The sequence below is a fragment of the Streptomyces viridochromogenes DSM 40736 genome, from assembly GCF_000158955.1.
GTDB lineage: Bacteria > Actinomycetota > Actinomycetes > Streptomycetales > Streptomycetaceae > Streptomyces > Streptomyces venetus.
The window spans coordinates 6,632,193-6,646,968 of sequence record NZ_GG657757.1 but is presented as its reverse complement, the minus strand read 5'-3'; the positions used below and the strand labels follow the sequence as shown (position 1 = coordinate 6,646,968).

The following is a 14,776-nucleotide window of genomic DNA, read 5'->3' as shown; positions in this document are numbered from 1 at the left end:
CTCACTCCCGCAGACGAAGCCGCTCGAGCACACCGCGCGCCAGACGCGGAGACCACCAGTTCCAGGTTCCCGCGATGCGCATGAACGCCGGTACAAGAACGACACGAACCAGCGTTGCGTCCACAAGGACGGCCAGCGCAAGTCCGAGACCGAGCATCCGCATGAGGGAGACGCCGCTGGTGGCCATCCCGGCGAATACGACGGCCATCATCACCGCGGCTGCCGTCACCACCCGGCCGGACCGTGCCAGACCGACCGCCACCGCAGTGTCGTTGTCGGCCCTGGTGCGTCCTGACTTCTCCCACTCCTCGCTGAACCGGGCAAGCAGGAACACTTCATAGTCCATGGAGAGCCCGAACGCGATGCAGAACAACAACACCGGAACCGTGGCGGTGGTGTAGCCCGTACTCGTCGTGCCGAGAGCGCCGAGATGACCGTCCTGGAAGATCCAGACCATCGCACCGAAGCTCGCGGTCAGCGAAAGCGCGTTGAGAACGAGGGCTTTCAGCGGCATCACGACGCTACCGGTGAGCAACAGCAGCAGCACGAACGTGGTGACGGCGATCCAGGCCAGTGCCTTGGGTATGCCCCGGGCGATACTCGCGGAGGTGTCACGGGTCTGCGGACCCAAGCCGTCGAACAGAGTGTGGCCCGGAGCGGGAACCATACGCAACGCATCCAACTGCCGTGCCGCGGCGGAGGAGTACGGGTTCAGCGGAGTCTGCACCGTCAGGTAGGCCACGCTCGCCTTCGTCGCTGCCGGCGCGCCCGGACCCACACGCTGTCCGTCGCTGTACGTAGCAGCCGGAGCGACGACGGATTTCACGGATTCGACGCGCGACAGGGCCGTGGCGTAGGACTCGACCTTGGCCGGATCGCCGATACCCTCCACGACGATCCGCACCGTGCCCACGACATTCTCGTCGAATCCGTCCCGGATCGTGTCGCCCACCTGGTGCGACTGCGCGCTGGCCGGGAGGACTCGGTCGTCGGGGAGGCCGAGTCGCAAACCGAAGACCGGTGCGAGGGACACCAACAACACAGCGAGGACGGGCAGGGCGAACACGATCGGCCGGCGCTGCACCGACACCGCCACCCTGTGGAGCCACGAGGATTCGACCGCCTCCGTCTCACGCAGCGGCTTGCGGTTGATCCGGGTGCCCAGAAGGCTCAGCAACGCGGGAACCACGGTCAACGTCAGCACGATCGACAGAGCGACCACCGCCGCGCCGGCGTACCCGATCGACTTCAGGAAGTAGATGGGGAAGAACGTCATTCCGATCAACGCGATACCGACGACCAGCCCGGAGTACACAACCGCCCGACCGCCGCGCCGCAGCGCGATCGCGATGGCCTCCTGCTGTCCGCTGCCCTGGGCGATTTCTTCGCGGAACCGTCCGATGATGAGCAGCGAGTAGTCGATCGCCAGCGCCAGGCCGAGCCCGGTCGTGATGTTCATCGCGAACACCGACAGGTCGGTCACCAGCGTCAGCAGATACAGCACCGCCGTGGTGCAGACGATGGCGATGATTCCGACCACCAGCGGGATCGCGGCCGCCACCCAGCTGCGCAGGAACCAGACCAGCAGGAGGAATGTCAGCACGATCGCGACCGATTCGGCCACGCCGAGGTCACGCGCAGAGGTCGTGGCTATTTCCGAGAAGGTCATGGCCTGACCGCCCGCGGTGACGGTGACCCCGTCAGCTTCACCGGCGTAGCGGTCGGACAGGGCCTTGGCGGTTTTCTGCGCGGCGTTGTCGTCGCCCTTCAGCGTGGCGACCACGAGCCCCACGTGGCCGTCGCGGCTGATCAGGTGCGCACCGCCCTGCGGCCCGGTCCACGGGGAAACGACCGTCCGCACGCGCGAGTCGTGTCGCATTCCAGCGACGATGTCCTTGGCCCGAGCCGTGGTCTTGGCATCCGTGGCGCCCGAAGCGGATTCAATCGCGAAAAGGAACTGTGCGCCGGACAGGCCGAATTCGTCGGCAAGTACGTTCGCAGCGTGGGTGGATTCCGCGCCAGGGTCCTGGAATCCGCCGGCCAACAGCCGATCGGGGACCTTCGATCCGAGCCCACCGCACAGGACGAAGGCCAGGAGGACCAGCGCCAGTACGCGTTTCGGGGCGCGTATGGCGAATCCTGCCAGACGGTTGATCATTTCTCCTCTTTCGAATCCCTGCCGGCTGCGGACCGGTAGGCGCAGTGTTGCGGCATTGCGGCGATCAGAATCGTGCCTCGGCTCGCATGGGCATACGAGTCGGCTGGATGAATGCGCCGATCGCAACCTCCTTCACCTCGCTGCCGGGAATCGTCCGGAATCGCCAGCGCGCGGCGATGGTCGCGATCTGCAGCGTGATCTGCGTGAGCGCGAAGACGTTTCCCGGGCACTGACGCGCTCCCATGCCGAAGGGGATGTAGGTGTCGGGTGACATGCGTGCCCTGTTCTGCGGCAGCCACCGATCCGGGTCGAACCGCATCGGATCGGGGTGGAAGGCCGGATCGCGGTGTACGGCGATCGGGCAGGCGAAGAGCAACACCCCGCCGGGGATCTCGACGTCGCCGAGGGTCGTCGGCTCGGTGATCTGCCGAAGCGTCAACCAGGGCGAGTACTTCCGCAAAGACTCCGTCACCACACGCTTGGTGACATCCAGCCGCTCCAGATCGGCGAACTCGGCCGGTCGCCCGTTGGTGAGCACCGCGTCCAGCTCGGCATGCAGCGCCGCCTCGACGTTCGGGTTGGCACTGAGTTCGTGGAAGATCCAGGCGAGTGTGGCTGCCGCCGCCTGGGTGCCGGCGACCAGGAAATTGAGCAGCTCGTCGTGCACCTGAGTGTCGCTGAGCATGGCGCCTGACTCGTCATCACGGGCCTGCAGCAGGGCACCCAGCAGATCCCCCGGATCGTGCTCGGGATCGGCGGCCAGCTCCGCTCGTCGACTCGTGATGATGGTGCGGGTCACGGCTTTCAACTCGGCGAGCATCACCTCGAACCGGCGATTGGACGGCAGTGGCAGGCGGTCCGTCCAGGCGGGCCGGGTGCCTCGTCGCACGAGCAGCGTCATCACCGGCGGCAACAACCGGTGAATGTGCCCGGCCGTCTCAGCGCCGAGCGTGCCCTGGAACAGCGTCGCCGCCATGGTTCGCACGGCCAGCTCGTGCATCTCCTCGTTGAGGAGGATCTCTTGGCCGTCCCGCCAGGACTGCGCGCACTCGGCTCCCTGCCGTGCCATGACCGACGCGTAGTCGGCGATGCGGGCTTTGGCGAACGCGGGCGCGATCAGCCGGCGTTCCTGGCGATGCCTCTGCCCCTGCAGGACGATCACGCCCTCGCCGGTCAGCGGTCTGGTGCGTTCGGCCAGGATGCCCTGATCGGAATGGGTGACGAAGGCCTTGCGTATCAGTCCGGGCTCGGTCACGACGTACCCGAGGTACCCGCCAATCTTGATCCGCACCACCGGCCCGAGCGCTGACAGTGTCGACAGAAACTGGTGCGGGCGCCGTGCGAGGCGCAGCGCGTGGCCGAGCAACGGCAGGCTCCCCGGAGCGGTGGGAGCGCTGCGCGAGGCCTGCCGTTCATTGATTGCCGTCACAGTGCGGATCTCCATCTGGTTGTGCCAGGACGAGCCCGAGATGCCCTCCCGGCGCTCAGGTACGGTGCCGGCGTCCGTGTGTGCTCCAGACCCTCATCGGCGGGCGGAGCCGTGCCCTCACGACAGGAGAATCGCCGCGGTCAAACCGAGCATCCCGACATCGATGCACCGGAAACCAAACTTCATGGCCTTCCGGACCTGGCCTTTGACATTCCCTTGGTAATGCTGCACAGCGTGCATCACGACCACGGGCAGCAGCAGTGGCGCGGTCAGCGGGTTCAGGTCTCCCACCGTGAACAGGAGCACCGTGAGCACGATGCTGTAGCCGTACAGGAGCCAGATGACGCCCTGGAACGTCTGTGGATTCAGCACGACGGCCAGCGTCCGGCGGTGCGCGGCCCCGTCTCCGGCGCGGTCGGCCACGTTGCCGTATGAGACCGGCATCAGGAACCAACTGCCAGTGAGCAGCCCGATCAGGACCGCGGTGCTGGTCACGGTATGCGCGATCATCAGGTACGGGATGACCGTGACGACGACCGTGAGGCCGGAAATGAACAGCTCCAGCCCGCCGGGAACGTAGCTGAACCTCAGACCGCCGGAGTACTGCAGCGCGATACCGATCACGACTGCCCAGACAGCCAGTGCCAGCAGGACATTGATTCCCAACGACAGCGCCGTGGTGACGACGGCGAGGGTGGCGACCGTGACGACAGTGACCACGAACCCAACCGCCTGCCGTACCGTCAGCAGCCCCGCGACCAGGGGCTTGCGAATCATGGTCGGATAGTCGGCCGCGCCATAGTTCGCTATGTCGCAACCGTCCCGGAAGCCCATGATGTCGTCCATCGCACATGCCGAACTCTGGATCGACAGCAACAGCAGCGGAACCAGCACCAGCGCCGGTATCGCACCGTGCAGGGACACCGAATCGGAGTACAGCAGCGCGAGAAGAATGATCCAGTGGTACAACCGATGGTAGACACGCAGCTTTCCAAGCTGCACATAGGTCGTCCATTTCGGCGCGGGTCGGGCAGGGTTCGCTGCTTCGGTAGAGACAGTCACGACACCACTCACTTCGTGCTTGCCGGAGATCCGGAAACATCGGCGATTCGGGCGGCGAGCACCGAGCGACGGATCTTCCCGGTCGCCGTCTTCGGCAGACTCGCGAAATCAACTACTACGGGGGAGTCAAATCCCGACAGATCCGCGACCGCTTCCCGCCACGCGTTCTCGTCGAAGGCGCCCTCCCGGGTCACCGCTACGGGCACGATCCGGCCGTTCTGCTCGAGCACGACGACCTCGAGCAGCCACGGCATCCGTTCCAGCAACAGGTCTTCCACGGCGATCGAGCTCGGCACCGTACTCACGCGGTCCACTTGGCGATCGATCAGCGTGAGCCGGCCGAATCGGTCCTTCTCGCCCCAGTCACCGGTGTCCCACCACCCGCCGTCGCTGCGCCCGGCGCGCGCGGCCTCCGGTCGATTCGGGTAGGTGGAGAACAGCGCCTTGGTGCGCACCTGAATGCGCCCCGGCGTACCCGCGGACACCTTGGCTCCGTCGGCGTCGACGATCCGGATCCGGGTGACACCGGGAACTCCCCGGCCCACGGGATGGCCCTTCATCCTTCGGCCGAGATCACTGCGCTCACGGCTCCGGCTGAACCCCTTCACGTGCATACGAGCCGAGATGGCGCCCAGTTCGGACTGGCCGTACAACTCGAAGAACGCGGCGAACTTTCGACCGCTGCCGCGCAGAAAGCGCTGCACGGTGGCCGGATGCAGCACGTCGAACGTGGCGTAGAACCATCTGACCGATCGGAACACGCCCGCGTCGGCCAGGTCCTCCCACACCATGTACGTGTTCGGAACGGTCTCCAGGAACGTCGGGCGCCACGTCCCCACGATGCGGCTGACGGTCACCGGATCCGTGCCGGCCAGCAGAATCAACGGAGAATTCCGCCGCAGCGAGAACAGCAGGGCGACCACCGTGGCGCCGTGCGAGGGCGACAGGGCGAAGACGGAGTAGCCCTTCATGCGGAAGACTCGGTGCCCCAGCGCACGCAGATAGCCGTGATAGTCGATCACAGCTCTCGTGTACTCGACGAGCTTGGGCACACCGGTCGTTCCCGACGTGTGTGTGACCACGTACGGCGCCGAATCCGGCAGCGCCACGGCAGGGGCCGTACGCGGAGACATGGTCGCCACCCGCCCGGCCTGCACCGACCAGTCGTCCAGCCGCCGACCGTCCCCGACAGCGGCATACGACGCGACACGTGCGCCCGTGGTGATCACCCGGTCGACGCCCGTGGTCGGTGCCAGCATGTGCCCGACCGTTTCGGCATCCAGGGTCGGGCTGATCAGGATCGGGACCGCGCCCACCGCAGACAGACCGGAGACCACCACCAGCACATCCACAACGGAGTCGAGCCATACCACGCACCGGTCACCGACGCCGACGCCTTCGGACTCGAACAGCGTCGCCGCCCGTGCCGCCGCATCGGCGATGTCGCTCGGGGCGATCTTGTCGTCCGCCGCCGCCACCGCGATCGGCTGGTGGTCGACGACCCACGGCTCCGCGTCCCGCCGCACTGCCATCAGCTCGTCGAAGAGCAGACGATGATTGCGCGCCATGTTCCCTCCCATGCATCGTTGTTCTCGAAGTCCGCGGTTCGGGGAAGAGCCGGAGACCGGTGATCCGGCGCAGCCGTACGCGTCGGCCGAGCCTTCAGGTACCGGATCGGTGTTCCATCGAGACGTCAGCGAACTGGTGCGTTTCCGGGCGCTGGGTTCTTGGCGCCGCGAACCCACTGGAACGAGCCCTTGCGACGGACGTGGACATCGGTGAGCCCATGTGCCGCAAACATGCCGGGGAGTTCGTCGTCGTCGAAGTAATGGACTCCACCGGGCAGCGCCGACATCAGCTTGGCCGGACCGTGCTTTGTGCTGGGGATCATCACCGTGAGGACGCCGCCCGGCCGCAGCACGCGGACCATCTCCGCGAGCGCGGCAGCACGATCCGCGACCAGTTGCAGCACTGCGGTGGAGACCACGCCGTCGACGCAGCCGTCGTCGAAGGGCAACCGGCCCGCGTCGGCCAGCAGGAACCCGACCCGGGAGTCCGTGCACGCTCTGGCCGCCCTGGCCAGCATCGGCGCGGAGATGTCGACGCCCAGGACGACGACATCTCCTCCGGCGCTGTCGGCCAGGACCCCGGTGACATGCCCCAGCCCGGACCCGACATCGAGGATCACGCCCTTGGACGGCAGCACCAGCCACTCGGTCGGAGTCCGGGATCCCTTCAGCACCGCCCGCACCAGCGCCTGGGCGAATCGATAAAAACCCGCGCCGGCCTTGGAGGCCCAGAACGCCTGGATGCCGGTGCCTTCCGCGTCGGCGACGCTGCCGGGTGGTTGCCGAAGGGTATCGAGGTAGCCGTCCTGGACGAGCGGATCGATCCCCCGCACGGCGAGCAGCTCGGTCGCGCGTCGCAGTGCGGGAGGAAGGTCGGTTCGCACGGTCATGACGCCACGGTCGTGGAAAGGGCTGCCCGGTCGATCTTGCCGAGCTTGGTCCGCGGGATGGCGTCCACGATCCACAGCCGGTCCGGCATCTTGTGCCGCGCAAGCGACGTGCGCAGGGCGGCCTTCAACCCTTCCAGATCGATCGGGGCGTCCGGATCGGCCGACACCACACAGGCACCGATCGCCTCACCGAGCACCTGGTCGGGGACGGGGAAGATCGCGGCGTCGGCCACGGCCGGCAGCGCCCCCAGAGCCGTCTCGACCTCGACGCACGAAACCTTCAAACCGCCCCGGTTGACGAGTTCCTTGGTCCGACCGCGAACGTGCAGCCGGCCCTCGTCATCGACGATCCCGAGGTCACCGGTGTGGTACCACCCGTCGACACCCACGCTCTCCTGTCCCCAGTAACGCACCGGGACCTTCGCGCGGTACACGATCTCGCCGAGCACGCCGCTGGCCACGGACCCCGTACCGTCGAGCGCGACGATCTCCACGTGTCCGTCGGCCGGAGTGCCCTCCGGCCCGTCCATCGGCCGGCGACCGACCGCACCGGCCTCGATGTCCGCGCGGTCGGTGGTGAAGGTGTAGAAGCCTTCCGAGCAGCCGTAAATGAACAGCATCTCGACACCGAGGACGGCGTACACCTGCTCCAACAGCGCCGCGGGCAGCGGTGATGCGGCGGAGACCCCCCACCGCAGGGAGGACACGTCATGGCGCTCGCCGTCCAGACGGTCGAGCATCATCCGCAGATGGGCCGGAGTCCCGGGCAGCACCGTGACCCGCTCCGCCGTCACCAGATCCAACGCACCGCTCGGGGAGAACCGGTCCATGACGACCAGACGGCCACCGCTGGCCAGCCCCATCAGCGTCATCTTGAGGCCGAAGCCGTGGGCCATCGGCGGGTAGATCAGCCAGACGTCGTCGCTGTTCGGCCGCATCGCTTCCAGGAAGGCCGCGGTCTTGGACCACAGCGCCCGGTAGGTCTCGACCACCAGCTTCGGCTGGCCCGTCGTACCGGAGGTCATCAGCAGCAGCGCGACCCCGAGATCGTCGACGCCGGTGTAGTCGCGCCGCGTGTCCGGCAGATCAGCCGTGTCGTCCAGCAGGTCGGCGAAGGTCGTTCCCACCGGCTCGTCAGTGCCTCGCACGATCGTGTGAATCTTCGGAAACGCCTCATGCACCGTGCGCAGCGGTTCCATACCGTCGTCGGCCCCGGCCCGCGGCTGGTACAGCAGGGCGACGGCATCGGTGCGATCGACCAGCGACACCAGCTCGGGTCCGGTCAGATCGTGGTCGACACCGACAAATGTGATCCGCGAGGTCCACGCCGCCACCATGGAAATCAGGTATTCCGGGGAATTGGGCAGCTGGCAGACGACACGGTCCTCGGCCTGGATGCCGAGCCTCTGATAGGCCGCCGCCATGCGCTCGACACGGTTCCAGAACTCACGGTAGGTCAGAGACTGGCCCTGGAAGGTGAGGGCAGGCCGGTCGGCCCGCTCCTGGCATACGGCGTGCAGCGTCGCGATCAGTTCGTTCACAGGTTGTCCCTCGATATCGATGTGTTGACTCACCGACTGGCGTCGATCACTCGAACACCCACGGCGCCACCGGTGCTTGCCCGCCGTCTTCGAAGGGCTCGAACAAGGGCGCAAGACGCTCGTCATGAACCAGCGCATCAAGGTCACAAAGGACCTCGGCAGCTGGAATACCGGCCTCGACCAGGACCTTCTCCCAGTGCGCGGCCGGAGCCTCACGGAATCGCTCCGAAAGCCTCTCGTCGTTCCCGTCGTGCAGCGACATCCCCAGCGCTTCGCCCAGAACGCGGCGGTCGGCACCCTCGGCAAGGGTGATCGCCAGGTAGCCATCGGCGGTTTCCAGTGGCTCATCCAGGAGGTCCCATCGCGGACGGCCCGCTGTCCGCCGCGACGCCTCACGATGGGAACCGACCTGGGACTGCAGGGCCATCGACCCGCACAGCAGCGACGTCTCGGACTTCCAGCCGTGGTTCCGGCGCTCGCGCTGGAGGAGACCAGCCAGAACACCTTCACAGGTCACCAGGGCGCCGAAGATGTCGCAGAGCAACACACGGGTGGTTCGCGGCCGTTGGAGGTGCGGCGTATTCGTGTCGGCCAACGCTGTGTAGGCCTGCACCATGAACTCTGTACCGAGCACATGGTCCCGGTCGACGAGGGGAGCCCAACCGGATGCCTCGGCGAACACCAGTCCGGGCTGAACACGCGCCAGTTCTTCCGCGGTGAGCCCCCACTCCACGGCCTTACCGGGGCGCCAGTTGTGGAGGAAAACATCGGATTCCGCGATCATCTCGCGGAGTTGGTCACGCCCTTCCGGGCGCGCGACATTGACAGCTACCCGTCCCTTGCCGCGATGGTAATAGGCCCCCATGCCTCCGATGTCGCCCTGCGGCGGTTCGATCCAGGTGACCTCGGCACCGAGCATGCGCAGCAGGAGCCCGGCCAGTGGGCCCTGAACACGGGTCGTGGCCTCCACGACACGCATACCGCTCAGCGGGAGGGGATGCGCATCGCCCGGCCGGCTCGCGGGTGCCGGCGCGGAGCGTTCCCGGCCCTGTCCGGCCAACGGCGTCAACTTGGGATGACCGGCCGACCAGCCAGGCCCAGCGGATACCTCCGCATACGTCCGCAACGGCGACAAGCTCAGCCGGAACTCGTCGGCTGCCGCGCGTATCTGAGACCATTGTGCGGACGACGCTGCGATGTGCAGGTCACCAGGAAGTACGCAGTGCCCCTTGACATATCGATACTGAAAAGTGGACCAGGACCGACCCAGAACGGCGCCGTCCACGCCCAGGCTCCGCCAGAAGCCGGCCCAGCGCTCGGGGTCGAACGTCTCGATCTCGAACAGTTGGCCGTCCGCGCTGGCAAACGGCGGCGGGGAGCCGTTGCCGCGCATCGAGGGCGCCCAGTCCTCCGGTGATGTGGCCTCACCGATGTACTGACCGGCCAGGATCGTCGCCGCCCGCAGCACGGACGTCCGCACCGTCTCGATGTCGATTCCACGAGAACGGCCGATCTCGGCAGCCAAGGCACCGTGGCCCGCCAGCAGACCACATGCGGCGGAGGCCACATCCAGGCCGAAACGGCGAGGGCGGCCGGCCTCCGCGCCATTCACGAACATCAGCCCAGAAAGCGCCTGCATCACTGCTTCGCTTGCTGGATTTTCCGAGGGTATTCGTGATCCGCCGTACCACGATATTTCCATGCTTTCCAGCAGCGGACTCGCCGATTGCTCTGCGGAAGCGGCCAACCAGGGTGCAACGCGACTATCGAGCACCTCCTGGGCGAGGTCCATCTCATTCATCCTTTGACCATCGAAGATACGCCTGCCCTGCGTTCGAGGGAGCAATTTTTCGCCCCCCCTTTGAACTCCTGATCAGCGAAAAAGAATTTAGCAGTAGCCGGCGATGACAGGGAGCCCACAGATATCGCGTAGATGGCTGGGTGGTGCCATGACCGCCTTCGGCCACACCAGAAGGCCTCGCGGTCTTCTTGGTCACAGGCCCATCTGGGTCAGCACGGCATCGCCCAGCGCGGTGCCGCGACGCCCGAGGTCGAAGGGCAGGTCGAAGTGGTCGCGCCCGGCCACCGTCAGATCGACGGGTCGCAGGCCGCGGTGCGCCAACGCGTTCACGAAGTCGACGTGCTGCCGGGCGTATTCGGCGGTCTCAGCGGCACCCCTCGCGACGATGACCTTCGCCGTGGCAAGCGGGAGATGGTGGATGGGGCTGTTGGCGGCCGCCGCGGATCCGTCCATGCGCACCTTGTCGTTGACGTAACTCAACCGCACCGGCTCAAGGTCGTAGACGCCGCTGAGCAGCACTGTCCCGGAGACGTCCCAGGGCTCCTCCGCGGCGGCGCACAGCGCCATCGCCACGAGGTGCGCTCCCGCCGAACTGCCGCCCGCGAAAAGGAGGTCGCGCCGGGTACCCAGCTCCGCGGCGTGGGACGCTATCCACCCGAGGGCCCGCCGTATTGATGTGACCATTGATCCGATGCCGTGGTCCGGTGCGAGGCCGTAGCCGACGGCAATGAATCCCGCACCCTGCTCCACCAGGTCGGGAGCAGCGAACGCGGACGCCTCCTTGTTCATCTCCTGCCAGTGACCACCATGTACGAAAACGAACAGCGGGGCCTGGGGACGTCGCGGCGGATAAAAGTCCAGCAACTCCGCCGCGCCGGGCCCGTAGCGAACGTCAAGCCGGTGGTCAAGGATTTCCCTGGCCCGGTCGCTGTCTGTCGCATAACGTGTAAGATGCGCAGAGAATTGCGGCACGCAGGAACTCGGGGAATACTCCCGGTCGAGTTCCTCCTGGGTCATGTCGCCGTAGATATACATCTCGTTCTCCTCATCGACCGAAAGAGGTAGCCCATGCCTACCGCAAGGGATGCCCAGAATCTCGACATGGCAGATCCGCTGTATTCACGGCGGGAAAAGTTTCTGCTGCCGAAAGAGATCGTCTACTTGGATGGGAACTCACTGGGGGCACTGTCCGGCCGCGTCCCGGCCACGTTGGAGACGGTGGTTCGCGACCAGTGGGGCGATCACCTGATCACGGCATGGACCGAGGACGACTGGTGGGGCGCACCGCTGCGGATCGGCGATCGCATCGGCCGCTTGCTCGGAGCCGCACCAGGTCAGATCGTGGTGGGCGAGTCGACCTCTGTTCAGACGTTCAACGCCTTGGTCGGAGCTGCGCGGCTGCGACCCGGGCGCAGGCTGTTGGTCACGGATCCAGACCACTTCCCCACCAACCGATACCTGGCGGAGTCGGTGGCTCGCCTGTGCGGGCTGGATGTCGTCGCTGTTCCGGTGCCCGACGTGCACGGCTTCCTGCGGGAGCAGGGCGAGCAGGTGGCTGTCGTCTCCTACGGAGCCGTGGACTTCCGCACCGGACGGTTGTGGGACATGGCCGAGGTCACCGCCGCCGCTCACGCCGCGGGCGCCGTGGTGGTGTGGGACCTGTGCCATGCTGCGGGCGCGCTGCCTGTCGCGCTGGACGACCAGCGCGTCGACATCGCCGTGGGCTGTACGTACAAGTTCTTGTCCGGCGGTCCTGGCTCCCCCGCGTTCATCTATGTGGCGCGCGGGCATCACGACACCTTCGAGCCGCCGCTCACTGGTTGGCATGGGCACGCCCGGCCGTTTCATATGGAGCAGGGCTTCGAGCCGGCGCCCGGCATCTCGCGGACCAGAATCGGTACACCCCCGGTGCTCTCTCTTCTCGCTCTCGAAGCGGCCCTGGAGGTTTTCGACGGCGTCGAGATGGCCGAGATACGTGCCAAGAGTCTGTCGCTCGGCGACTTCTTGATCGAATGCTTCGACCAACACCTGGCGTCCTTGGGCTTCGAGCTGGTGACTCCGAGGGAGGGCGCCCTGCGGGGCAGCCAGGTGACGGTGGCTCACCCGGACGCCCACGCACTGATGAGGGCCTTGATCGCCAGAGGAGTCATCGGGGACGTGCGGCCCCCGAACATGCTGCGCTTCGGCTACAACGCGCTGTACGTCTCCCACGCCGACATCCACCGAGCGGTGACGACGTTGCGCGACATCGCGCTCTCCGGTGAACACCACGACCCCCGATTCACGACCCCGACGCTGATCACCTGACAGGCGCCGGACGGTGCTGGGTCCGGACGGCCCCGCCCGAACCCAGCGCCGCTGTCGGGGGCCCAGACCTCAGCCCTTGTAGGCCTCGATGACTCCATGAGGTGTCCAGGAGTCGATCGTGATCCTGTTGATCCTGGAGAACCCGCAGTGCCGCAGCCACTCCTCGTAGTCCCGCCATGGATAGAGGGTGCTGCCGCGGAAAGGCAGCGTGGAGAAATAGACGCTGTCCAGTCCGGCATACAGCGGACCGGTGCCGTCGTCGTCGGAGAAGGCATTGAAGATGAGCACACGCTGCCCGTCGGCCATCGCGTCAAAGGCTTTGCCGAGCAGAGCCTTGTTCTGCTCTGGCGTCCAGATCACCAGCTGGTGCGCGAACAGAACGCAGTCATAGCCGGTCGGATAGGCATCGTCGAACAGGTCCGCCGCATGGGTGTCGATGCGATCGGCCAGGCCATGCTGGGCGATCTTCTCCTTGGCGACGTCAAGTGCGCCGGGTCGGTCCAGAACGGTGATGCGCAGATGCTCGTGGGCCGAGGCGAGGGCGATCGCGTTGACCGCGTCCCCACCGCCCACATCGAGCACCCGCTGGACCTGTGAGTAGTCCACGCCTTCGAGCAGCACCGGGTTCGACAGGGTCGACCAGGAGTTCATGCACCGGTAGAACAGCTGCTCCAGGCCCTCGGTGTTGGCCAGGCGGGTGTAGAGGTCCCGTGTGTCGCCGGGGAAGTGGCGAATGCCGATGTTCTCACCCGTGCGCAGGGACTCCGCGTAGTCCATGGCCGGCAGGTAGGCGATCTTGGCTTGGAACTCCACGATGGCCCGCAGCACCGGCCAGCTGCCTTCGCGGAACGCTTCCTCCACGATGGCGCAGTTTTGGTAGCCGTCCGGGCCCTTTGTCGTGAGACCGAGCGACGTCGTCCCCAGCAGCAGCACCTGGGCCGAGTGCGTGCTCAGGCCGGTACCGGCCGCGATGGACTCCGCGGAGGCGCCCGGTGCGCTGTGCAGACACTCGAAGAGCCCGAGCTCGCACGCCGCGTTGAGTTGCTGGAACGCGGCATGTCCGAACAGGATCGGCACCAGTCCGCGCATCGTCAGGGCAGGGGCGGTGGTCACGACCAGCCCTCCAATCTGAATGGGTGGGATCGGGAGTCAGAGGAGTGTGCGGACGGTCCACAGTTCGGGAAAGAAGCGGTGCTCGTTCACCGACCGAAGCCAGTCCAGGCCCGCCGTGCCGCCCGTTCCCGGCTTGCTGCCGAGCATGCGTTCCACCACCAGGAGATGCGTGGCGCGCCAGCGGGAGAACTGATATGACACCTCGGTCAGCAGCTCCGCGACTCGATGGGCCTGCCTCCAGCGAGTCGGCTCCTGGTAGACGGCGAGCCACGCCTGTTCCACAGCCGGGCTGGGCGTGTACGGCGCCCCTGGCTCACGCTCGTAGACGCCTCGTGGAATCTTGGCTCCCATGCGGACCAGCAGGCTCAGCGCCTCGTCGTAGAGACTCGGGGCATACAACGCCTTTTTGAGTTCCGGATAGAGGTCCATGGAGCGGGAACACTGAGCCACGGTCCGAGGGTCCTTGTTGCCGAGCGCGAACTCCAGCGTCCGATACATGAAGGACTGAGTGCCGGATGCCTCGCCGAGGATGTCACGGAACGCAAGGAACTCATCCGGCGACATCGCCGTCATCGTGTCCCATACGTTCACCAGCAGCCGCTGGACGCGCACGGCACGCGACAGGCTCTCACACGCCTGGTCGACCTGGCTCTCGCGAAGCTGTTCGCGAGCCTGGTCCACCTCCACGAGTACAGCCCGGAACAGCAGTTCCTTGACATGACTGATGAGCAGGAACGTCAGTTCCCGCGGAGAGTCGGATCGCGGTTGCTGCAATTCGTGCAACCTGTCCATGTGGGCGTAGGTGACGTAGGGGGGTGCGCCCTCACTGCCGTTCTGCTGCCTTGGACAGGAACTCGGCTGCTCCATGCGGTTTCTTTCTCCATGGGTCAGGCTCTGATGGACGCTT

At 66.4% G+C, this 14,776-nt stretch carries 11 protein-coding genes; 1 reads left to right on the top strand and 10 read right to left on the bottom strand.

All coding sequences use genetic code 11. The annotated features are described in order from the left end of the window. Window position 1: 1 nt before the first annotated feature. The 8 genes from SSQG_RS29300 to SSQG_RS29265 form a co-directional block, all read right to left on the bottom strand. Entirely contained in the window at window positions 2-2,158 is a 2,157-nt protein-coding gene (locus SSQG_RS29300) for an MMPL family transporter (RefSeq protein ID WP_039933848.1), read from the bottom strand. A 64-nt stretch (window positions 2,159-2,222) separates the two neighbouring features. Continuing rightward, complete coding sequence (locus SSQG_RS29295; protein ID WP_158681125.1) at window positions 2,223-3,587, bottom strand: cytochrome P450; 1,365 nt, start codon at window positions 3,585-3,587, stop codon at window positions 2,223-2,225. 117 nt (window positions 3,588-3,704) lie between these two features. Further along, on the bottom strand, window positions 3,705-4,649 hold the full coding sequence (locus SSQG_RS29290; RefSeq protein ID WP_158681121.1) for a UbiA family prenyltransferase: 945 nt from the start codon (window positions 4,647-4,649) through the stop codon (window positions 3,705-3,707). Between the two features lie 8 nt (window positions 4,650-4,657). Further along, window positions 4,658-6,394: a class I adenylate-forming enzyme family protein gene (locus SSQG_RS29285; protein WP_208865678.1), complete on the bottom strand. Its 1,737-nt coding sequence runs from the start codon at window positions 6,392-6,394 to the stop codon at window positions 4,658-4,660. Beyond that, window positions 6,343-7,050 carry a class I SAM-dependent methyltransferase gene (locus SSQG_RS29280; protein ID WP_208865677.1) on the bottom strand — a complete coding sequence of 236 codons (708 nt, stop codon included), beginning with the start codon at window positions 7,048-7,050 and terminating at the stop codon, window positions 6,343-6,345. The genes SSQG_RS29285 and SSQG_RS29280 overlap by 52 nt, the downstream gene beginning before the upstream one ends. A 53-nt stretch (window positions 7,051-7,103) precedes the next feature. Beyond that, on the bottom strand, window positions 7,104-8,774 hold the full coding sequence (locus SSQG_RS29275; protein ID WP_208865676.1) for a class I adenylate-forming enzyme family protein: 1,671 nt from the start codon (window positions 8,772-8,774) through the stop codon (window positions 7,104-7,106). Beyond that, a complete protein-coding gene (locus tag SSQG_RS29270) occupies window positions 8,695-10,449 on the bottom strand; it encodes a CoA transferase (RefSeq protein ID WP_003993534.1) in 1,755 nt (584 codons plus the stop codon). The genes SSQG_RS29275 and SSQG_RS29270 overlap by 80 nt, the downstream gene beginning before the upstream one ends. A gap of 192 nt (window positions 10,450-10,641) precedes the next feature. Continuing rightward, a complete protein-coding gene (locus SSQG_RS29265; RefSeq protein WP_039933844.1) occupies window positions 10,642-11,484 on the bottom strand; it encodes an alpha/beta hydrolase in 843 nt (280 codons plus the stop codon). 33 nt (window positions 11,485-11,517) lie between these two features. Between SSQG_RS29265 and kynU the strand changes: the two genes are divergently transcribed. Then, entirely contained in the window at window positions 11,518-12,756 is a 1,239-nt protein-coding gene (gene kynU, locus SSQG_RS29260) for a kynureninase (RefSeq protein ID WP_003993533.1), read from the top strand. Window positions 12,757-12,825: 69 nt separating this feature from the next. On the opposite strand, the gene SSQG_RS29255 is transcribed toward kynU, so the two are convergent. Both SSQG_RS29255 and SSQG_RS29250 read right to left on the bottom strand, forming a co-directional pair. Further along, window positions 12,826-13,869 (bottom strand): methyltransferase, encoded by a 1,044-nt coding sequence (locus tag SSQG_RS29255; protein ID WP_276327102.1) that lies wholly within the window; start codon window positions 13,867-13,869, stop codon window positions 12,826-12,828. A gap of 36 nt (window positions 13,870-13,905) precedes the next feature. Continuing rightward, a complete protein-coding gene (locus tag SSQG_RS29250; protein ID WP_003993530.1) occupies window positions 13,906-14,736 on the bottom strand; it encodes a tryptophan 2,3-dioxygenase in 831 nt (276 codons plus the stop codon). Window positions 14,737-14,776 lie beyond the last annotated feature (40 nt).